Origin of the sequence: uncultured Veillonella sp. (assembly GCF_934230905.1) — a bacterium.
Classification (GTDB): Bacteria; Bacillota; Negativicutes; order Veillonellales; family Veillonellaceae; genus Veillonella.
In genome coordinates, this window is sequence record NZ_CAKQFJ010000011.1 from 47,896 (window position 1) to 70,843 (window position 22,948).

Annotated in this window: 22 protein-coding genes and 1 other annotated feature; of the genes, 21 read left to right on the plus strand and 1 reads right to left on the minus strand. The window is 38.5% G+C overall.

What is annotated here, in order from left to right; translation table 11 throughout:
• The first annotated feature begins 22 nt into the window (after window positions 1–22).
• From Q0E20_RS04490 to thrS, 17 genes are all read left to right on the plus strand, one after another.
• Window positions 23–1,162, plus strand: a complete 1,140-nt coding sequence (locus tag Q0E20_RS04490) for a hydrogenase small subunit (RefSeq protein WP_295996887.1) — start codon at window positions 23–25, stop codon at window positions 1,160–1,162.
• Window positions 1,162–3,063, plus strand: coding sequence for a nickel-dependent hydrogenase large subunit (locus Q0E20_RS04495; RefSeq protein ID WP_295996889.1), 1,902 nt, complete (start codon window positions 1,162–1,164; stop codon window positions 3,061–3,063). Before Q0E20_RS04490 ends, Q0E20_RS04495 begins: the two co-directional genes overlap by 1 nt.
• A 17-nt stretch (window positions 3,064–3,080) precedes the next feature.
• Window positions 3,081–3,887 (plus strand): Ni/Fe-hydrogenase, b-type cytochrome subunit, encoded by an 807-nt coding sequence (gene cybH / locus Q0E20_RS04500; RefSeq protein WP_295996895.1) that lies wholly within the window; start codon window positions 3,081–3,083, stop codon window positions 3,885–3,887.
• Window positions 3,880–4,458, plus strand: coding sequence for a HyaD/HybD family hydrogenase maturation endopeptidase (locus Q0E20_RS04505; protein WP_295996898.1), 579 nt, complete (start codon window positions 3,880–3,882; stop codon window positions 4,456–4,458). The genes cybH and Q0E20_RS04505 overlap by 8 nt, the downstream gene beginning before the upstream one ends.
• 78 nt (window positions 4,459–4,536) lie before the next feature.
• A complete protein-coding gene (locus Q0E20_RS04510) occupies window positions 4,537–4,914 on the plus strand; it encodes a hydrogenase expression/formation C-terminal domain-containing protein (protein WP_295996901.1) in 378 nt (125 codons plus the stop codon).
• A gap of 247 nt (window positions 4,915–5,161) precedes the next feature.
• Window positions 5,162–6,172 carry a glycosyltransferase family 2 protein gene (locus Q0E20_RS04515; protein WP_295996903.1) on the plus strand — a complete coding sequence of 337 codons (1,011 nt, stop codon included), beginning with the start codon at window positions 5,162–5,164 and terminating at the stop codon, window positions 6,170–6,172.
• An 83-nt stretch (window positions 6,173–6,255) separates the two neighbouring features.
• A complete protein-coding gene (locus Q0E20_RS04520; protein WP_295996906.1) occupies window positions 6,256–7,050 on the plus strand; it encodes an NlpC/P60 family protein in 795 nt (264 codons plus the stop codon).
• A gap of 244 nt (window positions 7,051–7,294) precedes the next feature.
• A complete protein-coding gene (alaS, locus tag Q0E20_RS04525) occupies window positions 7,295–9,913 on the plus strand; it encodes an alanine--tRNA ligase (RefSeq protein WP_295996909.1) in 2,619 nt (872 codons plus the stop codon).
• A gap of 95 nt (window positions 9,914–10,008) precedes the next feature.
• On the plus strand, window positions 10,009–10,269 hold the full coding sequence (locus Q0E20_RS04530; RefSeq protein WP_005376219.1) for an IreB family regulatory phosphoprotein: 261 nt from the start codon (window positions 10,009–10,011) through the stop codon (window positions 10,267–10,269).
• Complete coding sequence (gene ruvX, locus Q0E20_RS04535; protein ID WP_295996913.1) at window positions 10,269–10,691, plus strand: Holliday junction resolvase RuvX; 423 nt, start codon at window positions 10,269–10,271, stop codon at window positions 10,689–10,691. Before Q0E20_RS04530 ends, ruvX begins: the two co-directional genes overlap by 1 nt.
• Before the next feature lie 66 nt (window positions 10,692–10,757).
• The gene (locus Q0E20_RS04540; RefSeq protein WP_295996915.1) at window positions 10,758–11,048 is read left to right on the plus strand and encodes a DUF1292 domain-containing protein; all 291 of its coding nucleotides are present in this window, start codon (window positions 10,758–10,760) and stop codon (window positions 11,046–11,048) included.
• Window positions 11,049–11,236: 188 nt separating this feature from the next.
• Window positions 11,237–12,646 (plus strand): endolytic transglycosylase MltG, encoded by a 1,410-nt coding sequence (mltG, locus tag Q0E20_RS04545; protein WP_295996918.1) that lies wholly within the window; start codon window positions 11,237–11,239, stop codon window positions 12,644–12,646.
• A gap of 107 nt (window positions 12,647–12,753) precedes the next feature.
• The gene (locus Q0E20_RS04550; protein ID WP_295996921.1) at window positions 12,754–13,359 is read left to right on the plus strand and encodes an O-methyltransferase; all 606 of its coding nucleotides are present in this window, start codon (window positions 12,754–12,756) and stop codon (window positions 13,357–13,359) included.
• The gene (locus Q0E20_RS04555) at window positions 13,359–14,600 is read left to right on the plus strand and encodes a U32 family peptidase (RefSeq protein WP_295996924.1); all 1,242 of its coding nucleotides are present in this window, start codon (window positions 13,359–13,361) and stop codon (window positions 14,598–14,600) included. Before Q0E20_RS04550 ends, Q0E20_RS04555 begins: the two co-directional genes overlap by 1 nt.
• A 28-nt stretch (window positions 14,601–14,628) precedes the next feature.
• A complete protein-coding gene (locus Q0E20_RS04560) occupies window positions 14,629–14,931 on the plus strand; it encodes a DUF4911 domain-containing protein (RefSeq protein ID WP_295996941.1) in 303 nt (100 codons plus the stop codon).
• A gap of 46 nt (window positions 14,932–14,977) precedes the next feature.
• A complete protein-coding gene (locus Q0E20_RS04565; protein ID WP_295996926.1) occupies window positions 14,978–15,970 on the plus strand; it encodes a hypothetical protein in 993 nt (330 codons plus the stop codon).
• Window positions 15,971–16,119: 149 nt separating this feature from the next.
• Window positions 16,120–16,347: a binding site (T-box leader), on the plus strand.
• A 73-nt stretch (window positions 16,348–16,420) separates the two neighbouring features.
• Window positions 16,421–18,331, plus strand: a complete 1,911-nt coding sequence (thrS, locus tag Q0E20_RS04570; protein WP_295996928.1) for a threonine--tRNA ligase — start codon at window positions 16,421–16,423, stop codon at window positions 18,329–18,331.
• A gap of 89 nt (window positions 18,332–18,420) precedes the next feature.
• Here thrS and Q0E20_RS04575 read toward each other — a convergent pair whose 3' ends face one another.
• Window positions 18,421–19,941, minus strand: coding sequence for a DASS family sodium-coupled anion symporter (locus Q0E20_RS04575; RefSeq protein WP_295996930.1), 1,521 nt, complete (start codon window positions 19,939–19,941; stop codon window positions 18,421–18,423).
• A gap of 325 nt (window positions 19,942–20,266) precedes the next feature.
• On the opposite strand from Q0E20_RS04575, the gene infC reads away from it, so the two are divergent.
• The 4 genes from infC to Q0E20_RS04595 all read left to right on the plus strand — a co-directional run bounded on the left by infC (window position 20,267) and on the right by Q0E20_RS04595 (window position 22,803).
• Window positions 20,267–20,821 carry a translation initiation factor IF-3 gene (gene infC, locus Q0E20_RS04580; protein WP_005376236.1) on the plus strand — a complete coding sequence of 185 codons (555 nt, stop codon included), beginning with the start codon at window positions 20,267–20,269 and terminating at the stop codon, window positions 20,819–20,821.
• A 21-nt stretch (window positions 20,822–20,842) separates the two neighbouring features.
• Window positions 20,843–21,040, plus strand: a complete 198-nt coding sequence (rpmI, locus tag Q0E20_RS04585) for a 50S ribosomal protein L35 (protein ID WP_005376016.1) — start codon at window positions 20,843–20,845, stop codon at window positions 21,038–21,040.
• Between the two features lie 46 nt (window positions 21,041–21,086).
• Complete coding sequence (rplT, locus tag Q0E20_RS04590; RefSeq protein WP_005376311.1) at window positions 21,087–21,437, plus strand: 50S ribosomal protein L20; 351 nt, start codon at window positions 21,087–21,089, stop codon at window positions 21,435–21,437.
• 253 nt (window positions 21,438–21,690) lie between these two features.
• Window positions 21,691–22,803, plus strand: a complete 1,113-nt coding sequence (locus tag Q0E20_RS04595) for an IS1249 family transposase (RefSeq protein WP_038148763.1) — start codon at window positions 21,691–21,693, stop codon at window positions 22,801–22,803.
• The last annotated feature ends 145 nt before the right edge of the window (window positions 22,804–22,948 follow it).

The window sequence follows — 22,948 nt, forward strand, 5'->3', positions numbered from 1 at the left end:
TGTTGTAAGGAGGCTGTAATCCATGAAAAATCGTGTGAACAGTTTGTGGACTCTCTTTCAAGAGAGACGTCTCAGTCGACGTACATTTATGAAATCTTGTGTGGCGCTGACTGCTATTTTAGGTTTACCACCTACTATGCTTAATACAGTTGTAAAAGCTGCAGAAACAACAGAATTACCAACGGTAATTTGGCTTCATGGTCACGAATGTACTGGTTGTAGTGAATCCTTTATTCGTTCATCTTCACCATTTACATCTGATGTAATTTTAAACATGATTTCTTTGGAATATGATGATACATTGGCTGCAGCATCTGGAGAGCCTTTAGAGGAACATCTTAAAAAAATTATTGCTGATAAAAATGGTAAATATATTTTGGCTGTTGAAGGTGGCGTACCATTAGATGAAAATGGTATTTACTGTACCGTAGGCGGTCGTACATTTAAAGAATCTTTAGTAGAAGCTGCTAAAGGTGCTGCTGCCATTATTGAATATGGTTCTTGTGCATCATGGGGTGGTATCCAAGCAGCAAAACCAAATCCAACAAATACAGTATCTGTATCTTCTGTTGTATCTGGTAAACCTATTATTAAAGTTCCTGGTTGTCCTCCAATTCCAGAAGTTATGACTGGAGTAGTAATGCATTATGCATTATTTGGTCAAATTCCACCTTTGGACTCCCAAGGCCGTCCTAAACAATTTTATGGCAATCGTATTCACGATACTTGCTATCGTCGTGCATTCTTTGACTCTGGCCTTTTTGTTGAAGAATTTGATGATGATGCATCCAAGTCTGGTTGGTGCTTATACAAAGTAGGTTGTCGTGGACCTCAAACTTATAATTCTTGTGGTAACTTACGTTGGTGGAATGGTCTATCCTATCCAATTCAATCTGGTCATGGTTGTATTGGTTGTTCTGAAAAAGGGTTCTGGGATAATGATGTATTCTATAAACGATTACCAGATATTCCATTGGCAAACACCATTACTACGGCTGATACAATCGGCACAGTAGCTGCTGTTGGTGCTACTGCTGCAGTTATCGTACATGGTGCTGCAACTCTTACGCGTAATAAAATTCTTGATATAAAAGAAGAAAAACGCTTAAAAGAACAAGGCTTATGGGATGAAAAGAAACATAATAATGGAGGAGGTCACTAATGAAACGCGTAGTAGTAGATCCGATTTCCCGTATTGAAGGTCATTTACGGGTTGAAATAAAAGTTGACGAAGCGAGTGGTAAAGTAGAGGACGCATTATCCTCTGGTACTGCTTGGCGTGGCATCGAACTTGTTGCAAAGGACCGCGATCCTCGTGACCTTTGGGCTTTTGTACAACGTATTTGTGGCGTATGTACAACGACACATGCATTGGCAGCATTACGTGCTGTAGAAGATGCACTGGGCATTTCCATTCCTAAAAATGCGAACTACATTCGTAATATCATGCATAGCTCTTTAGATGTGCATGACCATCTCGTGCATTTCTATCACTTACATGCTCTTGACTGGGTTAGCCCTGTAGCAGCACTTAGTGCAGATCCAGCTAAAACAGCTCAATTACAAAATGACGTATTGGCCACTTATAATGTAAGTGGGTTGGCACCTGCTGAAACAGCATCTAAAGAGTCTGCTTATCCTAAAGAATTTCCTAAAGCTACCACTGCTTACTTCACAGCTATACAACAAAAGGTAAAGAAAATTGTAGAATCTGGCCAATTAGGTATTTTCTCTGCTCAATGGTGGGATCATCCTGATTATCAGTTATTGCCACCAGAAGTTCATTTGATGGCCGTATCCCATTATTTAAATATTCTAGATCGTCAACGAGACGTAGTCATTCCACATGTTGTATTCGGTGGTAAGAATCCTCATCCACACTATATTGTAGGGGGTATGCCATGCTCCATTTCTATGAATGACATGAATGCTCCTATTAATACACAACGTCTTGCTGCAGTAGAACAATCTATTGCATTGGCTAAGGATCTAGTAAGTAATTTCTACTTGCCTGATTTATTGGCTATTGGCAAAATTTATGTTGAAAAAGGCATGGTTGATGGTGGTGGCCTTGCTAAGAAACGCGTTATGTCGTATGGCGAATATCCTGATGATGCTTATACAGGTATTTCTGATGGTGATTACCATAAAAAATGCATTGTTCGTTCTAATGGTGTTGTAGAAAACTTTGCATTAGGCGTGGATAAGGCAACATTTATTCCGTTAGAAGGTAAGGATTTCATGGATCCTCAATACCTTAGTGAAGAAGTTGACCACTCTTGGTTCGCATATCCGGATGGCACTAACACTCTTCATCCTTTAGATGGTGTTACAGATCCTAAATTTACAGGTCCTAAATCAGGTACAAAAGAAAAATGGGAATATCTTGATGAAGATAAAAAATATTCTTGGATCAAGTCTCCAACTTTCAAAGGTAAAACTGCAGAAGTGGGCCCACTTGCTAAGTATATTGTTGTATATACAAAGGTTAAACAAGGTATTATCACCGATCCAACTTGGGCTGAATCTATGATGGTTCGTCAAATCGATACTGTATCCCAAGTATTGGGCGTGCCTGCTCATGTATGGATGACAACAATGGTTGGTCGTACCGCATGTCGTGGCCTCGATGCTCAAGTGGCTTCTAATATTAGCCAATACTTCTTTGATAAACTCGTAGCTAATATCAAAAATGGTGATACTACTGTTGCGGATACATCTAAATTTGAACCAAATAAATGGCCTAAGGATGCTAAGGGCGTTGGCCTTGTAGAGGCACCTCGCGGTGGTTTGGGTCATTGGATTCATATTAAAGATGGTCGTTCTGCAAATTATCAATGTATCGTACCATCTACATGGAATGCATGTCCTAAGACAGCAGCTAACGAACATGGTGCCTATGAAGATTCTATGATTGATACACATGTTAAAATCGCAGATAAACCTCTTGAAATCTTGAAAGTTATCCATTCCTTTGACCCATGTCTCGCATGTGCAACCCATTTATACAATAAAAAAGGCGAAAAAATCGTTTCCGTCAACACAGATGCATTGTGTAAATAAAGGGTGGTGGGTTTCTTATGTTAATACATACTGACAAAAAAGCGTATGTCGTATTTAGTTTGTGGCTGCGCATATTCCACTGGACAATGGTACTTTCAGTAACAGCCTTATTCTGGACTGGTCTTTATATTGGGGATCCAGGATTTGCAGCTATTACGGGCCATCCAGAACCAACGTTTGCAATTGCTGGTTGGTTTTCTATGGAAACGATGCGTCGTATCCATTTTATTGCAGGGTTCATTTTAACGTTTTCCTTTATCTTCCGTTTTGTGGGAGCATTTTGGAATCGTGGAGATCGATTGTTGCCTAAGTTCCGTCAAAAACGGTATTGGTATGGCCTTCGTGAAACAACATTGCACTATTTGATGATTCCTCAAAAACATGAACATCATTGGCTTCGCAATTCATTAGCGAGAACAGCCTATATGATGGTATATGTTATGTTTTTCTTTGAAATTCTCACTGGCTTTGCTATGTTCTCCATGGTAAATCCAAATGGAATTTTAGGAACTATTTTTTCACCACTTGTAACTTTATTTGGTGGCGAATATAAAGTTCATATTATTCATCATTATATTGCATGGTGCTTCCTTTTCTTTACAATTATCCATGTATATATGGCTTTCCGAGAAGATGTTATGGAAGAATCTGGAGAAGTATCTGCTATGGTTTCGGGCATGAAATATTATGCTCATGACCCTATTGATATAGAAGATTTGAATGGTAAACGTCGTCGTGGTGAACGTATTGATAAACCATCTGGTACTACATATCGACCTAGCAATCCTAATGATCCACGAGAAAAGGAATTACAAGATGACTAATATAACCACTGAAGAACAATTTAGTGGCATAGAATACGCGGGCTCTGATGAGAGCCCGCGTATTGATTTACATGCCATTTATGATGATTATGAAAATTCTATTGTAGTCCTTGGAGTTGGTAATATTTTACTTACAGATGAGGGCTTGGGCGTTCATGTTGTAGAAGATTTGAAAGCCAATTATAATTTTACGCCTCAAATCAGTTTGATTGATGGTGGTACGATGGGGATGGAATTATTAACGTATATGCGTGGTATGAAAAAAATTCTATTAGTTGATGCCGTTAATGGTGGAGAAGCACCTGGTACAATTTATGAATTTCCACACCGTGAATTAGAACAATATTTTACTGATCATATTTCTGTTCACGAAGTAGGAATGCAAGACATATTACGCATTCGTGCTATCCAAGAAAATCCATTGGAAGATGCCATAGTGATTGGTGTCGAACCGGAGTCGTTAGAGGTGGGTTTTGAACCAAGTGAACCGGTACAGCATGCTTTACCCGAGGTTAAAGACCGTGTTTTACGTGTCCTCCGTGATTGGGGTGTACAAATTACTCGCAAATAAATGATGTAAAAAAGAGCAAACATTCTATATAAATAGTTTTCCATAACATATTCATAAGAAAAGGAAAGGAGGGATATTATGATAGAAAACTATAATAATGTGCGTGCCGTATTAAATGAGTTGCGACAAGCTTTAAAACAGCTTCGCGAAACAGGGGCGACATATTCTATATATATTGAAAGAACGGGATTGACCGAAGAGGAACAAGTAGAAGTATTAGAGACATTGGGACGTGGGCATATTACGATTACTTTTGATGAAACTGATCAACCTGTAGAGTGGTATGAGTCTCAGTTTTCAGGTATATGGGTAGGGACTTATAAAAATGGGCGAGATGATTCAATCTTACATACGGTAGAGGTGGCTCGTTATCCTGAAGTTGTAGGTGCTTATGACGAAGATATCGTGACTGCAGAAGAAGATATTACAAGTTGGATTGATGCTGCAGGTATATAAGACAATTGGTTTAATACCTATATATATGATATGCATAAAACCGTATAAATATAACTTTTTAATAAATGATACGCCTATTAATAAGCATAAACGATAAAATAAAAATATGAAGAGAATGAACCTCAAAATTCTAAAAAGTAGCATGATTACTGAATTTATGAGGTTCATCTTTTCTATTGTCAACCTTTTAGATTTGCTTATATTGACTATTTGACTGTAAAATATAAAAGTAATCGACGGAGGATATATGTTAATTTCAATTGTTGTACCTGTATATAACGAAGAAGAAAATATTGCTATTTTTTACAATGCCGTAACAAAAGTTATGACAGGTTTACCATATGAATATGAACTTATCTATGTTGATGACGGATCTACAGACTCGTCTGTTGTAGTTTTGCGTGAAATTGCAAAGCTTGATACTCGTGTTAAGGTCGTGTTATTGGCACGGAACTTTGGACATCAAACTGCATTGACATGTGGTCTTGATTATGCAAAAGGTGATGCAGTAATCACGATGGACGGTGATATGCAACATCCGCCAGCATTGATTCCAGAACTTATACGGTTGTGGGAGGCTGGATATGATGTAGTGCGCACCATACGAGATTCTACGGAGGATGCCAGCTGGGCAAAATCCTTTACTTCCAAATATTATTATAAACTGATGAATAAAATGGCAGATGTTCCCATTGTAGAAGGGGGATCTGATTTCCGTTTAATGAATCGTAAGTCGCTAGAAACTTTGAAACACTTTCGTGAACACGGGCGTTTCTTGCGTGGCATTGTGGGGGCTCTTGGCTATCGTCAGGCCGAACTTCATTTTGTAGCGCCACCTCGCTTTGCGGGTGTTTCAAAATTTAGTGTGCGCAAAATGATTCGCTTTGCTCTTGATGGGGTAACAGCATTTTCTCGTGTACCATTGCGTGCGGCTTTATACGTAGGTGTATTATGTGGGGGCTTGAGTTTTCTCTTGATTCTACATTTACTCTATGTGTACTTAACGGGGCAAGCATTAAACGGTTGGACCACGTTGGGAGTGTCCATATTATTTATCGGTGGTATCCAGTTGGTTGGATTAGGGATCATTGGCGAATACGTGGGACGCGTATTTGAAGAAGTGAAACAACGTCCGCTATATTGGGTGAAAGCTGCTATAAATTTTGATGGTGAGAATCCAGAAATAGCTTATGAACCATCAAAAGCTGATATATTTATAGCCAATCAAGTACCTGGCCCTGAAGAAAATAAAGACTAGCTGTATTTGTTGGGTGCAAATAGAGAGACGGTTAGTATATTTTGAATAAATAAACTCACTTTAAAGTTTTAGGAAGGAAGAATATGAAGTCAAAATATAGTAAGAGTAAAATTGCGGCATTAACTTTAATGTTTGTGTGTGCTACCACTGCGATGGCAAGCGCCACAACATTACAATATGGTGATAAAGGTAGAAATGTAATTGCAGTACAACAGCAATTAATTAAACACGGTTACAATGCAACCGATAAAAACGGTGTATATGGTAAGGAAACAAAATGGGCTGTACGCCTATTTCAACAAGATCGTGGCTTACCTGTAGATGGTATTATTGGACCTGCAACGTACAATGCGTTGATGGGGGCCCCTCGTACAACTAAGGCGGTGTTATCTAATAATGCAGCTACAAAAGCGGTGGCAACAAAATCTGCTTTTACTAATCAAAATGCACAATCTAGACGTCTTGCAGGCCAAAGCGTTAAGTTGAATAATTTGAAAAAAGTACAAACTCCAAATAATATTCAAGCTATTTTGGCGGAAGCTGATAAATATCGCGGCGTTCCTTATGTATTTGGTGGTACTACACCAAGTGGTTTTGATTGCTCTGGTTATGTTAAATATGTATTTGCAAAACAAGGCATTTCATTACCTCGTTTAGCAGATGAGCAATACAATGTGGGCGTTGAAGTGTCTCGTGCAAACTTGAAAGCAGGGGATTTGGTGTTCTTCGAAACATACGAACCAGGTCCATCCCACTCTGGTATTTATATTGGTAATGGTAAATTTATTAGTGCTACATCTAGCCGTGGCGTAGCCGTAGCTGATCTTGATACTGGTTACTGGGGCGAGCGCTATATTGGTGCTAAACGCGTTATGTAATGAATGGTTTCCTTGATAGAAACCATTAGCGAATGATAACTATATATGAGCCATAAAAGAGGCTATACGAATCAATTAGATGCTGTTGATTTGTATAACCTCTTTTTTGTATGTGTGTCTATTATAATGATATATACAAGAATGTTTTAGTGAAGGTTAATTGTATCTAGATATAGGTTATAATAGATTTTCTATAGTTTTTACGTTATAATTAAGAGTAAATTATTTTAGGAGGAATATACACATGAAAGGTAATGAACTGCGTCAAGCATACTTGCAGTTTTTTGAAAGCAAAGGACATTTAAAATTAGATAGTTTTTCTCTTATACCAGAAAACGATCCGTCTCTACTATTAATCGGGGCAGGTATGGCGCCATTAAAGCCTTTCTTTACAGGTAAATTGGTACCTCCTTGTCATCGTATTACAACAAGCCAAAAATGTATGCGTACAGGAGACCTTGAAAATGTAGGTCGTACTGCTCGTCACCATACATTCTTTGAAATGTTAGGTAATTTCTCGTTTGGTGATTACTTTAAAAAAGATGCCATTCATTGGGCATGGGAATTCTTAACCGAAGTAATAAAACTAGATAAAAATAGATTATATGTCACTGTATATCCAGATGACCAAGAAGCATATGATACATGGCATAATGATTGTGGTGTAGAAGATAGTCATATTACTCGGTTAGAAGATAATTTCTGGGAAATTGGCGAAGGCCCTTGTGGACCAGATAGTGAAATTTTCTTTGACCAAGGTCCTGAACATGGCTGTGACGATCCTAACTGTGCACCAGGTTGTGATTGTGACCGTTACCTTGAAATTTGGAACCTCGTGTTCACTCAATTTAATAAAATGCCAGACGGTTCTTATGAGCCATTACAACATAAAAACATCGATACTGGCGCCGGTCTTGAACGATTGGCTTCCGTATTGCAACATTGCAAAACAAACTTTGAAACAGATTTGATTTTTCCAATCATCGAAGCAACTGCAAAACGGGCTGGTGTAACATACAACGAAGATCCAAATACCGATGTTTCTTTGAAAGTTATCGCTGACCATGCGCGTGCAGTAACTGCGTTAATTTCTGATGGTGTATTGCCATCTAATGAAGGTCGTGGTTATGTATTGCGCCGTATCTTGCGTCGTGCTGTACGTCATGGCCGTTTGCTTGGTATCGAAGGTTTATTCTTAACACCACTTATTGATGTAGTTGTGGATATTCTTGGCCCTGGTATTAAATCGATTGCTGAAAAACAAGATTTTGTTAAACGTGTAGTTCAAAACGAAGAAGAACGCTTTAATCAAACTTTGGAACAAGGCCTTGAATTATTAAACTCTTTAATCGATACATTAACGGCTGAAAAAGCAACAGTAGTTCCTGGTACAGAAGTATTTAAATTATATGATACATATGGATTCCCTTGGGAATTAACAGAAGAAATTGCTTCTGAACGCGGTTTCACAATCGATCATGAAGGCTTTGATGCTGCTATGAAAGAACAACGTGAACGCGCTCGTGAAGCTCGCGTAAAAGAAGATGCTAAGGTAGCAACTCCAGACATTACATTCTTAAAAGATGAAGAACTTGTAGAAGATGAAGCAGAAACTGCATCCTCCGTATTGATGCTTGGTAAAGGGTCTGAACGCATGCAAACAGCTGTGGATGGTGATGAAATTACCGTTATTGTGCGTACTACACCATTCCATGCTGAAGGTGGCGGTCAATTAGGTGATACAGGTTTTATCGTTGGTCCAATGGGTAAGGTAGAGGTTCATAATACAAAACGTTTACCTGAAGGTACTGTATATCATATTGGTACCGTTGTAGGGGGATCTATTTCTGAAGGCGATGATGTAACACTTGAAGTAGATGTCAATCGTCGTGCTGCAATGGCTCGTAATCATACAGCTACTCACTTGCTACATGCTGCATTAAAACGCGTTCTTGGGGAACATGTAAATCAAGCAGGTTCTTTGGTAACTCCTGATTATTTACGTTTTGACTTCACTCATTTTTCTCCTGTAACACAAGAAGAACTTGATCAAATTGAAGCACTTGTAAATGAAGAAATCCTTAAAGCTACAGATCTTGCTATTGCTGAAATGTCTATGGACGAAGCAAAAGCAAAAGGTGCTATGGCACTCTTTGGAGATAAATATGGTGATGTAGTACGCGTAGTAGAAGTTCCTGGTTTCTCCATTGAATTATGTGGTGGTTCCCACGTAGGCAACACTGCATTCATTAGTTCCTTCCGTTTAACTTCTGAATCTGGTATTGGCTCTGGTGTACGTCGTATCGAAGCGATTACTGGTCGTGCAGCTCTTAACGCAGCAAAACATGATCGCTTAACGATTGAACATTTAGCAGGTGAACTAAAAACTAAACCAGCTCAAGTGGAAGAACGTTTGCATCAAATATTGGCAGAGGCTAAAGAAACTGCTAAGGAATTAGATCAAATTCGCAAAGAAGTTTCTGCTGCTGGTGCTGCAGATATCGTAGCTGGTAAGGTTATGATTGGGGATGTACCGTTTGTAGGTGCATCTGTAAAAGCATCCTCTATTGATGAATTGCGTGACTTTGCTGATTTGGGATTAGATAAATTAAATGGTTCCGGTGTAGTTCTTGTAGGGGCTGCAATGGGCGATGATAAGGTAAACTTTGTATGTAAAGTTTCCAAAGACGTTGTTGGTAAGGGTGTAAAAGCGGGCAATATCGTAAAAGCAGCAGCTCAAGTAGCTGGTGGTAATGGTGGTGGCCGTCCGGATATGGCTCAAGCTGGCGGTAAGGAACCTGGTAAATTGATGGATGCCTTAAAAGCTGGTGGTGAAGCTGTTAAGGAAGCTCTTAATGCATAATACCGTGTGTAGACACTGAATATGTTATAATAGAAACATACAATACATATATATGGGCCACTTAAGTGGCCCATTCGTACAAAGGAGGGATACCCATGAAAGTTTCAGATGAAACTATGCTATTCCGTAAAGTAGACGATGAACCGATGACCGCCGAAGAGGTATTGACTCGTGTTTATAAATCCATTCAAGAAAAAGGATATAATCCTATTAATCAAATCTTAGGTTATCTTATTTCTGGGGATCCAGCGTACATTACAAGCTATAATAATGCACGTAGTGATATTCGCCGTTTAGAACGGGATGATTTAATTGAAGAATTATTAAAAGAATACGCAAAGGCTAAACAACTATAATGAGAATTATGGCATTAGACGTGGGAAGTCGCACTATTGGCATTGCATGTAGTGATGCCCTATTGATGACTGCTCAAGGTATAGAAACGATTCGTCGTACATCCTTAGAAAATGATTTTAGCCGATTGCGTGAATTGATTTCCGAATACGAAGTGCATGAACTCGTAGTGGGCATGCCGAAGAATATGAACGGCACCAAGGGTGATCGTGCTGAAAAAACGGAAGAGTTTGTCGAAAAAATGAAGACGGTTATCGACTTGCCTGTTACATTTTGGGATGAACGGTTATCTACCGTTATGGCCGAACGTCAACTTATCGCAGCTGATGTGAGTCGTAAAAAACGAAAGGGCATCATCGATAAAATGGCTGCTGTCGTTATTTTACAAGGCTATTTAGACAGACTACAATTTAGTAAATCTTAATTTGCATAGATATCTAATGCGAATATCATACAGGTTCTTATATACATAATAAAGGAGGGAATACTCATGGTTGATCAAAATTACGAGGGTGAAATCTTCTATCTCGAATTTGAAGACGAAGATGGCAACAAACAATATTTCACAGAAGACGTAATCTTAAACTACGAAGGTCAAGAATACGCTGTTCTTGTTCATGTACAAGATGAAGATCATGAAGGTCAAGATGATACATATATGATTTTGGCTCGTATTGAAACAAACGATGAAGGCGTAGAAGAATACGTACCATTAGATGAAGATGATGAAAATTTCGAAGCATTAGTTACTATGTACGAATCAATGGGAGAAGAGGAATAACCTCTTGAAGCCTTAAGGCCCTGGTATAGCAATTGTTATATCAGGGCTTTTTTTATGGAGTATATGTGTCATTGTGTAGCTCTAATTATTTCCTGTATAGATAAAATAAAAGAATAGATACATCGAAAGCCTTTAATATGGTATAATAAGATGATATACAATAGTTTGTAATAGAAAGGAACTCATCCATGAGAAAAGCCTTAAAATATGTTTCTGTAGGTGTTCTTAGCCTTGCAATAGTAAGTGGAGGTGCGTTAGGTGCATCCTATTTTGTACCAAATACCTTTACTGATGATGGTGAATCCCAAGTCCTTGTGATAGGGAAGGATGCAACAGGAACAGAAATTGCCGATATGCTCTATGAACATGGGCTAATTAGGTCAACACAGGTATTCAAATTATGGTTAGCTCTTAGCGGAGCTGGTTCAAAATTACAATCTGGTCACTACCAGATTCCTAACAAGGTATCAGTTCATGAATTAATTAATTTATTACAAGAAGGTCACGTTGAATCTATTAAATTAACGATTCCTGAAGGTTATACTGTTGGGGATATTGCTATTGCTCTTGAAAAAGCTCAAATTATGAAAGCATCTGATTTTTTGGCAGAAGCAAAAACATTTGTCCCATATCCTTATATGAAGGGGACAAAACCGACTACATATCCTGTAGAAGGATTTTTATTCCCAAGTACGTATGAAGTCCCAGTTGGTGCTACACCAAAAGATGTTATTTTGATGATGTCTGAACAAATGAATCGTTATTTGACACCAGCGGTTAAAAAGCAAATTCAAGCACAACATATGAGTATCCATGATTTTGTAACATTGGCATCCATTGTTGAACGGGAATCTCTTTTTGATGCGGACCGTCCAACTATTGCAGGTGTGTTTAAGAGACGGTTAGCTCATGGCATTCCATTGCAATCTGATGCTACTATTTCCTATGTGTTAGGATATGCAAAGGAAAATGTGACTATTGGTGATACTCAATTACAAAGTCCGTATAATACTTACGTAAGTAAAGGATTACCACCAGGTCCAATTGCTAACCCTGGTAAAAAGGCTTTGGATGCCGTACTGTATGCTGAAGATACGGATTATTTATATTTTGTAGCGGATAAAGAGGGGCATAATCATTTTTCAAAAACATATGCTGAACATTTAGCAGAGGTTGAAAAAATCTATGGCGCGGATAAAGCAGCTGCTGGATCCTCTAATCAAGGACAAGCACCTGCATTGGCGCAAGCAGGTCCTAACTATGATGTAGCGGCTACATCAGAACCTGACTATAATTATAGTTCAGCAGAGGCGGTGGCAGCAGATTCTCAATATGTTGATGTAGAACCAACTTATACATATACACCAACTACGGTGCCAGCTGCAACTCAACAAACCTCGACACCAGCAGCACCGGCGGCTGAACGACAAGTTACAACACCATCGCCAAGTCAAATACCTGAAAGTATGCAACAGGTTATTCCACAACAATCTGCACCAGTTCAGTCTGCACCAGCAGCAGAGGAACCTCGCGTTATAAGATCTACTACACAAACAGCTCCATCTACTGGTAATTCACGTGGCGGTGTTGATCGATAATATACATTATTCATAGTGTGTAGTAGTATATCATATACGCATAGTGCTTTGTGCGTATATGATTGCTTTCACAGTCAAATATATAGCAGGAATTTATAATACATTTTATGGAATTAAATGAGATATTAAATGAGCAGCGTATTTACGCGATGATTAATAATGTGCCTATCCTTCGGGAATCTGAGGTGCATTTATTTGAAGAATTGATTGGATTATACCGGCCCACCTCTGTGTTGGAGGTGGGCACCGCCATTGGTTACTCTACATTACTGATGGCACCCCTTATTGAACGAGGCGGTCGGATTACATCCATTGAGCTTGATGAAGTTCGTCATGAAATGGCTAAATATTACATCGGTCATTCTGCATATAAGGATCAGATTACTTTAATTAAGGGTGATGCGAAGGACGTATTAACTCAAATTAAAGGTGAATATGACTTGGTATTCTTAGATGGACCGAAGGGACAATATTTAAGTCAACTGGAGGTTATATTGCCACATGTGAAGGTAGGGGGCGTAATCCTTGCCGACAATGTTCTGTTTAGAGGATATGTGCGTGGTGATAAAGAAACTCCACATCGATTTAAAACGATTGTGAAACGATTACAAGCGTATTTAGCCTATGTAGAAAATAAAGAATTATTTAACACTACCATTTACCCAATGGGAGATGGTATGAGTGTGAGTGTGTGGAAAGGACACAACAAATAATGGCAGATCATTTTATGGAATTGCTTTGTCCAGCAGGTAATATGGACAAGTTAAAAATGGCTATTCGCTATGGTGCGGATGCCGTTTATTGTGCTGGTAAACGATTTGGTTTGCGCGCTGGTAACTCTAATTTTTCTGATGAAGAGTTGAAAGAAGCCGTTCAATTTGTACATGAGCATGGTAAGAAGATTCATGTTACATGTAACATTATTCCTCATAATGAAGACTTTGAGGGCCTTGAGGACTATTTAAAATTTCTTGAAAGTATCGGTGTCGATGCGATTATTGTAGCCGATATGGGGATTTTTAGTTTGGCTAAACGAGTAGCGCCAGGTCTTGAACTTCATGTTAGTACACAGGCATCCACAACGAACTGGCATACAGTGCAAATGTGGAAAGAACTTGGGGCAGCTCGTGTTGTAGCAGCTCGTGAAGTATCTGTAGCAGATCTTAAAGAAATGAAGGAACATGTAGATATTGAAATCGAATCTTTTGTACATGGATCTATGTGTATTTCTTATTCTGGTCGTTGCCTATTATCAAATTATATGACGGGCACACGCGATGCTAATCGTGGTCAATGTTCTCAATCTTGTCGATGGAAATATAGCATTGTAGAATCTAATCGACCTGGTGAATATTATCCAATCGAAGAAGATGAGCATGGTACCTATATCTTTAACTCTAAGGATTTATGTCTTATTCATCGCATTCCAGAATTGTATGAAGCGGGCATCGATAGTCTTAAAATTGAAGGCCGTATGAAATCTGTTCACTACTGTGCAACGGTAGCTAAGGTATACCGCACGGCTATAGACACCTATTTGAAAGAACGTGAAAACTGGTATGTTCGCCCGGAATGGATTGCAGAATTAGAGAAAATTTCTCACCGACCTTATACTGATGGCTTTGCTAATGGTCGTCCTGATGAAAGCGCACAAAACTATGGAAAATCTACAAATACGCAAACACATGATTTTATTGGCTTAGTTCTTGGATATAATGATGAAGAAAAATATGTAGATCTAGAACAACGCAATAATTTCAAGGTAGGTGACAAGGTGGAATTTTGCCAACCTAAAGGGGAATTAGTAGAGGCTGTTATTGAAAAAATGACAGATGAAGATGGTAACCCTATCGATGTAGCACCTCATGCACAAATGAAGGTTCGATTGTATATGGATACAAAATTAGAACCATACTCTATGATGCGCCGCGAGTGTAAGGTGAAGGCAGATTAATATGGTAGATGAACACACAGACGGTATCATGGTATCTGATAGATTAGATGGTGACCTTGCTAAGGTGGCTCCTTTACTACCATCACGTTCGCTTTCTGGCTTTCCTGAACCTCCAGAGTATACTGGAACTGGCGAAGAATCGTATTTATATTTTCATATAGATCCGAAGTATACAAATTATGTAAATCGTATCTTAGAGGGCTATGAATACATAGGTGTCATGACTAGCGTAGATAAGGTAGGGAGCTGTATGGTGCGATGTACACCTGATACACGTAGCTTAGCAATTGAAATCTTATCGCGCTTGCCAGAGGTTACCTTAGACCTATAGTTCATTAACATAGATTAGAGAATTATCCAAATTTAGGAGAATAATAATGAAATGTAATGTATTAAAACGCGCATTAGTCTTAACAGCACTTGGTGCTTCCATGGTAACAGCTGCTTTTGCAGCACCAACTGGTCCTGTTATGATTCCACAACCGGGTACTGTAGTTGTTATTAATCATAATCCAGATGTAACATTTGCTGGCAATATTAATTTTGATGTGGAAAGCCAAGAAAATAATAATTTAAGAATTGGTTCTACTGTTGTACCAAATGTATTGTATGGTGCCGTATTTAACAAGTCTGGCGCGCCTGATACAATCGTGCCAGCACAAACCTACGTATTTACAGGTGCTAAAGAAGTGCCTGCTGCGTTGACATCTCCTAGTGATGAAGGCAAACCAGGTGCAACTTGGTCCGTGGAAACCATTAAGAAAACTAAATCTGGTGATATCCAAGTGGCTAGCCGTGGTGTACCGGAAAAACCATTGGGCGTACAAATGGAAATCATCAAAGATACTTTCACAATGGGTGCTATCGACAACAGTAAAACTGTACAAGGGGAAAATAGCAAGGGTACATTGTATATGACCGTACCTAAGGATTTGAAACTCAACCCTAGGACAGATATCCCTGCAGACGTACGCGAAACAATGCCAGCTATGCTTCGTGGTCGCATGGGTGAATCTATGATGGTTAATCTATTGCCATTAAATGCTGAAGAAAAACAACAACTTCACAACAATCCACATAATGCGAATGCAATTGTATTTAATCGTGCTATGGGAATGGCGAGCAGCATCGGTAATTCTGCTAAACAAAGTAAAGTATACACATATATGAAAGACCATTATCTCAATATGGTTATTGTTGCGAAAGATTATGACGATAACGGTGCTCGTGGTAGTGGTGTATTGATGGTATCTAAACAAGATAACTCTGATGATGTCATGTTGATTTTATTCAAAGGCCCAGATATTACAAATTCTAAAATTGAAAAAGTCATTGGATCTATGTTATCCGCACATTTCGAAAGAAAATAAATTGAAAGCCCCTAATAGCGTGTAGTCTATTAGGGGCCATTCGTATTATAGAACGATAGGAACTATTAATGACGGACTTTATTTTCTATGTTGATCATACTGAATGTTATATAGTTGAATTTTTTGTATACCTATGATAAGATAAGCTAGTAAAAGTGATGCAAAGGACATGATTCTCATATCCCTGTGTACCAGAGAGAGGCAGATGCTGGAAATGCCTTACACATATATTTGAGTTACCCCCTTTAAACTGATTTGTCGAACCTAAGTAGGCAAATACGGCAGCCACCGTTATCGGGCTTAATGAAGTGAATGAACTGTATTTGTGATGCAGTGAATTAACTAGGGTGGAACCGCGAATGATCTTCGTCCCTTGTTTGTAGGGATAGAGGGTCTTTTTTTATTACCAAAATCCAATCTATCCTAGTTCATAAATTGGAGGAAAGAAAAATGGCAGATGTAAAAATTATTTTACCTGATGGTAGTGCAAAGGAATACCCTGCAGGCACTACTCTTGGTGAAGCAGTAAAAAAATTGTCTAATAGTTTGGCTAAAAAAGTGTTAGCAGCCAATGTAAATGGAGAATTAACAGACCTTCGTGAAGAACTTGTAGATGGTTCTGAAGTAGCGTTTTTAACATTTGAAGAAGAAGGTGGCAAACATACTTTGCGTCACACTGCTTCTCATGTATTGGCACAAGCGGTTAAACGTTTATGGCCAGAAGCAAAATTGGCTATTGGCCCTGCTATCGATAAAGGTTTTTACTACGATATCGATATGGAACATACGTTGACTCCTGAAGATTTGACTAAAATCGAAAAGGAAATGAGCCGTATTGTAAAAGAAAACTTGCCTATTACTAAATCTGTAATGTCTCGTCAAGAAGCTATCGAGTTCTTCAAATCTAAAAATGAAGATTACAAGGTAGAATTGATCGAAGACCTTCCAGAAGATGCTGTGATTTCTTGCTATGCACAAGGCGATTTTGTTGACCTTTGTGCAGGCCCTCATGTGGCATCTACTGGCAAAGTGAAAGCTTTCAAATTACAAAGCATTGCAGGTGCATACTGGCGCGGCGATGAAAAGAATAAAATGTTGCAACGTATTTACGGTACAGCATTTGAGAAAAAAGAAGAACTTGATGCATATCTTCACATGCTTGAAGAAGCTGCTAAACGCGACCATCGTAAACTTGGTAAAGAACTTGGCTTGTTCGTTATCAAAGAAGAAGGTCCTGGATTCCCATTCTTCTTACCAAAAGGGATGGCTCTTCGTAATGAATTGGAAAACTTCTGGCGTGAAGTTCATCATGATTTTGATTATGACGAAATTCGTACACCAGTTATCTTGAATAAGCACTTATGGGAAACATCTGGTCACTGGGATCATTATCGTGAAAATATGTACACTACAATCATTGATGATGAAGAATATGCAATTAAGCCAATGAACTGTCCAGGTGGTATCTTGGTTTACCAAAATGAAATGCATTCCTACCGTGATTTTCCATTGCGTTATGCTGAACTTGGTTTAGTTCATCGTCATGAATTGTCTGGTGCATTACATGGTTTGTTCCGTGTACGTGCGTTCACACAAGATGATGCTCACGTATTCATGTTACCAGATCAAATGCAATCAGAATTAATGAAAGTTATTGAATTATTCGACCGTATTTATAGTCAATTTGGTTTGAAATACCATGTTGAATTATCTACTAAACCGGATAATGCAATGGGGGATGATGCAATTTGGGAAGCTGCTACAGAAGCATTGCGCAATGCTATCGAAGCAAAAGGCATTCCTTACGTAATTAATCCTGGTGATGGTGCTTTCTATGGCCCTAAACTTGACTATCATATCGAAGACTCCTTAGGTCGTACATGGCAATGTGGTACTATTCAATTGGATATGAACCTACCAGAACGTTTCCAAATTGAATATATTGGCGAAGATGGTCAAAAACATCGTCCTATTATGATTCACCGTGCATGTTTCGGTTCTATGGAACGTTTCATCGGTATCTTGACTGAACACTATGCAGGCACATTCCCAACTTGGATGGCTCCTGTACAAGTTAAAATCTTACCTATCTCTGAAAAACACGTAGAATATGCTAACCAATTGGCAAAACAAATGCACCATGACTATGTGCGTGTAGAAGTAGATGATCGTAGCGAAAAAATTGGCTACAAAATCCGTCAAGCACAAATGGCAAAAGTTCCATATATGCTTGTTGTGGGGGATAAAGAAGTGGAAGATGGTACCGTTAATGTTCGTAAACACGGCGGTGACGAATTGGGCACTGTACCATTTGAAGAGTTCTTTAATGCCATTAAAACTGAAATTAAGGAACGTAACTAATTGTTAGCCTAACTAACAAAAGAATACATGTTACAAATGTAAAGGCGCGGTCTTGAGACCGCGCCTTTACTGTATACATTTATAAGTTGTTAAGCAATACCAATCCAGTGCCAATAAGTAAGTGCAAATACGAGAATCATTATATAACCGATAATAGTTAATGGAATACCTGTAGTCATAAATGTTTTTACATCAAATGTATTGGTACCATACGCTACCATACCTTGAGGCGAGTTGACTGGTAATACTAGACCAAAGCAGATTGCATATTGCATAAGCATAGTAACACCAACTGGATTAAGACCTTCTGTATGATGTCCTGTTACAATGGAAATTATAATTGGAATCATGGCAGACGATAGGGCTGTAGCAGAGGCAAAGCCTAGATGAATCACAATTAAGAATGCCGCAATAACAGCAATCAATAGGAAGATACTGGCTGTTTCAAGAGAAAAGGCATTTACAAATACATGTGCTAGCCAAGTGGCAGCTTGTGTTTTAAGTAATACTGTTCCCAGGCCAATACCGGCACCGAACATAACGATGGAGCCCCAGTCGATATTAGGCTGTGCAAATTTCCAATCCATAATACCAATCTTAGGGATAAAGAATAAGGCAATAGCTACAATTGTGGTTGTCGTAGTATCTATGGAATGTAATTTACCACCTGTTGCCCATAATGCCAGTAATGCAATAGAAATACATAATAATTTTTTTTCATCTAAGGTCATAGGACCAATTTCTTGACGCATTTTCGCGAGTTGCACATCGCCACCAACGAGTTCTTTAAATTCTGGTTTAATCAGCATTTGCGTTAAGAAGTATGTAATGATGACCATAATAATAGAAAATGGAGCGGCAGCAGTGAGCCAGTCAATCCAGCTAATGGATGTATTCATCTGTGTTTGTATAAAGCCTACGGCCACAAGATTTTGAGCGGCTGCTGTTTGAATCATGATGTTCCAGAATGTATCTGCTTGTACAGCCCCTACCATAAGGAGTGCTGCTACACGGCTTTTACGCTCAATCCCTAAGCTTTCAACAATACCAATAATAATAGGTGCTAAACAAGCAATACGGGCAGTAGCACTTGGCACAAAAAAAGCAAGAATTAAGCCCGTAATGATAATGCCTAAATAAATACGACTCACTTTGGTGCCGACACTCGATAATACAAGCATGGCGATGCGGCGATCCAATCCTGTTTTGCGCATGGCTACAGAAATGAACATAGCAGCACCAACAAGAATCATAGCAGGCGATGAATAACCAGAAATAATAAGCTTTAATGCATTGGCAGTACCTAAGGCTTTAGCTGGTGCTTCTGGATTAGGTGAAAAACCTAATAATAAAGCTGTAAGAGCAGTAATTATAGTGGCACTTACCGGATAGGATACAGCGGATGTCATCCATACAATAATGGCAAAAGCAAGGACCCCAATCATGCGATGTCCACCTGTCGATAATGTTTCTGGTGTAGGTAATAGCAAGATAGCAATGAGTACAAGACATGCCATAATAAGCCCTATGTTCTGCACGGCTGTACGTGATTTTTGTGGTATGGTAGTATTCGATACAGTAGATGATGTAGCGTTGTTAACTATACTCATAAAAAACTCCTTTCATGTTGAATAAAATATAATAATGGATATATATGATTATACAATATTACATTATTATATGGTGCTAGTATGGTTAAGGAATATTGTATACATGAATAAATAGTCATATATCTATAAAAATAGCTATACGAGTATGAGGTTATTTGGTATACTAAGTCAGTAGTAACAAATGATATTTTGGTAAAAGTAATAGAATATAGTTGACTTTTAGTACGTGATTTGTTATTATAATTAAGTAATTTATGAAGCAGAGGCCATCCGCCACTCACCTAATACCAAGAAGTATAAGGTTAATATAGAGAACTCTATTCGGATGGTGTATGCCATCCGTTTTTTTATTCTCTTGGAGGTGAAGGCTATTAGCAAGGATACACCACGCATTAATGAAGAGATTCGTGCTCGTGAACTTCGTGTCGTAGGTCCTGAAAACGAACAAATCGGTATTATGTCTGGCCGTGAGGCATTGGCATTGGCTGAAGAAAAGCATCTTGATCTTGTGGAAATTGCACCTAACGCTAAACCACCAGTAGCTCGCATTATGAACTACGGTAAATATCGTTATGAACAACAAAAACGCGAGAAAGAAGCGAAAAAGAAACAAAAAATCGTAACTTTAAAAGAAGTTAAGTTACGTCCACATATTGAAGACCATGACTTTTACGTAAAAATGAAAAACGCATCCAAATTCTTGGGTGAAGGTAACAAAGTAAAAGTAACCATCATGTTCCGCGGTCGTGAACTTTCTCACCCTGAACTTGGTATGGCCGTGTTGACACGTTTTGCTGAAGAACTCAAAGAAACGGCGTCTATTGAAAAAGCAGCTAAATTAGAAGGTCGTAATATGACCATGATTTTAGTAAGTAAATAGGATATTGGGAGGATTATAATTATGCCAAAAATTAAAACTCGTCGCGCAGCGGCTAAACGTTTCGCAGTAACTGGTACTGGTGAATTCAAGCGTGCAAAAGCTTTCAAAAGCCACATTCTTGAGAAAAAATCTCCAGCTCGTAAACGTAATTTACGTAAAGCTACATTGGTTGCTAAATCTGACTACAAACGCGTAGTTAAATGCTTACCATACGCTTAATCGCTAACTATTAGATGGATATATCGTAATTTAGGAGGAATATACAATGGCAAGAGTGAAAAAGGGCGTTACAGCTCATGCACGTCATAAAAAGATTTTGAAATTAGCTAAAGGTTACCGCGGTACTCGTTCTCGTTTGTTCAAAAAAGCTAATGAAACAGTAATGAAAGCGTTGTACTACGCTCGTCGTGATCGTCGTGCGAAAAAACGCGAATTCCGTCAATTGTGGATTGCTCGTATTAACGCAGCAGCTCGTATCAATGGCACAACTTACAGCCGTTTCATCGCTGGTTTGACTAAAGCAGGCGTTGAAGTGAACCGTAAAATGTTGGCTGACTTGGCAGTTAACGATGCAGCAGCATTCGCTAAACTTGTTGAAGTAGCTAAAAACGCTTAATAGCATACCATAACAAATGAAGGACTCTCTGATGAGGGTCCTTTTTTGCATGTTTTGGCTTATAGGACAAAAAGTGTGTGTGAAAACCCTTATAACACTAGATATTTACTAGTGTTATAAGGGTTTAATCTTTTTCTGGAGAAGTTTGAGGGTGGACAAAAAGTGTGGGTAAAAACATCAATTAACCCTTGTAATTACTGATTAAAATGAGGTTATATCTTCCTATATATAAACAAATATGGAGGAAGAGTTTATGCGACAAATAAAATGTCCTGATTGTAATGAAACATGTATTAAACACGGTGTTTTAAAATCTGGTTCTCAGCGTTGGTTTTGCAAACATTGTAAGGTGGCATTTACCGTTAAAATTAATAATTTAAGTAAAGAATTAAGCCTATTCTTGAATTGGTTATTCAGCACCGATATTCAAGCTGATATGCCTGGTAAAGGTCGTACATTCAGGCGTAAAACCGCTAAATTTTGGTCCATATGGCCATTGCCACCAAAAGTGGAAGAAGTACATGATGTGGTATATCTTGATGGAATTTACTTAGCTAGGAATTTATGTGTATTGATTTGTTGCAATGATACTCATGTTCTAGGATGGTATGTCTGTCGTTATGAGCATGCTAGAGCTTGGCAGTGTTTAATGGAACGGATTGCCGAACCTAAAGTCGTTGTGTCTGATGGTGCTAATGGTTTGCCTAAAGCATTACGTAAAGTTTGGCCTCATAGCAGTCACCAAAGATGCCTGTTTCACATTTTTTGTCAGGTTAGACGATATACGACAAGTAGACCTAAAACGTTAGCAGGAAAGGACCTTTATACTCTTGCTAAAGATTTATTTAATGTGAAAACAATGGATCAAGCTTTTATATGGATTAATAAACTTTCGGCGTGGCGAATGACATATTCTGATTTTTTACGAGAAATGACGATTGATGAATTCGGAAACAAACGCTCTACACATGAGCGTTTGCTTAAAGCTGAATCATCATTATGGCGTCTGATTAGGCAACAAACTTTATTTACATTTTTGGAATGTATTGATATTACAATACCTACAACAAATAATCGTATTGAAGGTGGAGTAAATGCTCAACTAAGAAGTATGTTACGGGCTCATAGGGGCCTTTCACTTGAAAGAAGACTAAAAGCGGTCTATTGGTGGTGCTATATGCACTCACCAAGACCGCTTTCTATTTCAGATATATTAAATTGTATGCCTACAGATGAATCGATTGCTGCTATCTACAAACGGTTATCTGATTATTGCCAAATAGATCGTTCAATCCCTCAATGGGGTGATGCTCCTGTTTGGAATGAGCTACATATGTCTACAGATTTTCCAACTTATTGGGATTAGTCACACACACTTTTTGTCCTATAACCCTTACTGTATGAATATAAAAAAGCGACACTAAGTGTCGCTTCCAATATAGTCATTAATATTATATTGTATATGCTGTTATCTAGGCGCATACATAATAATATATACACCAACCAGACAC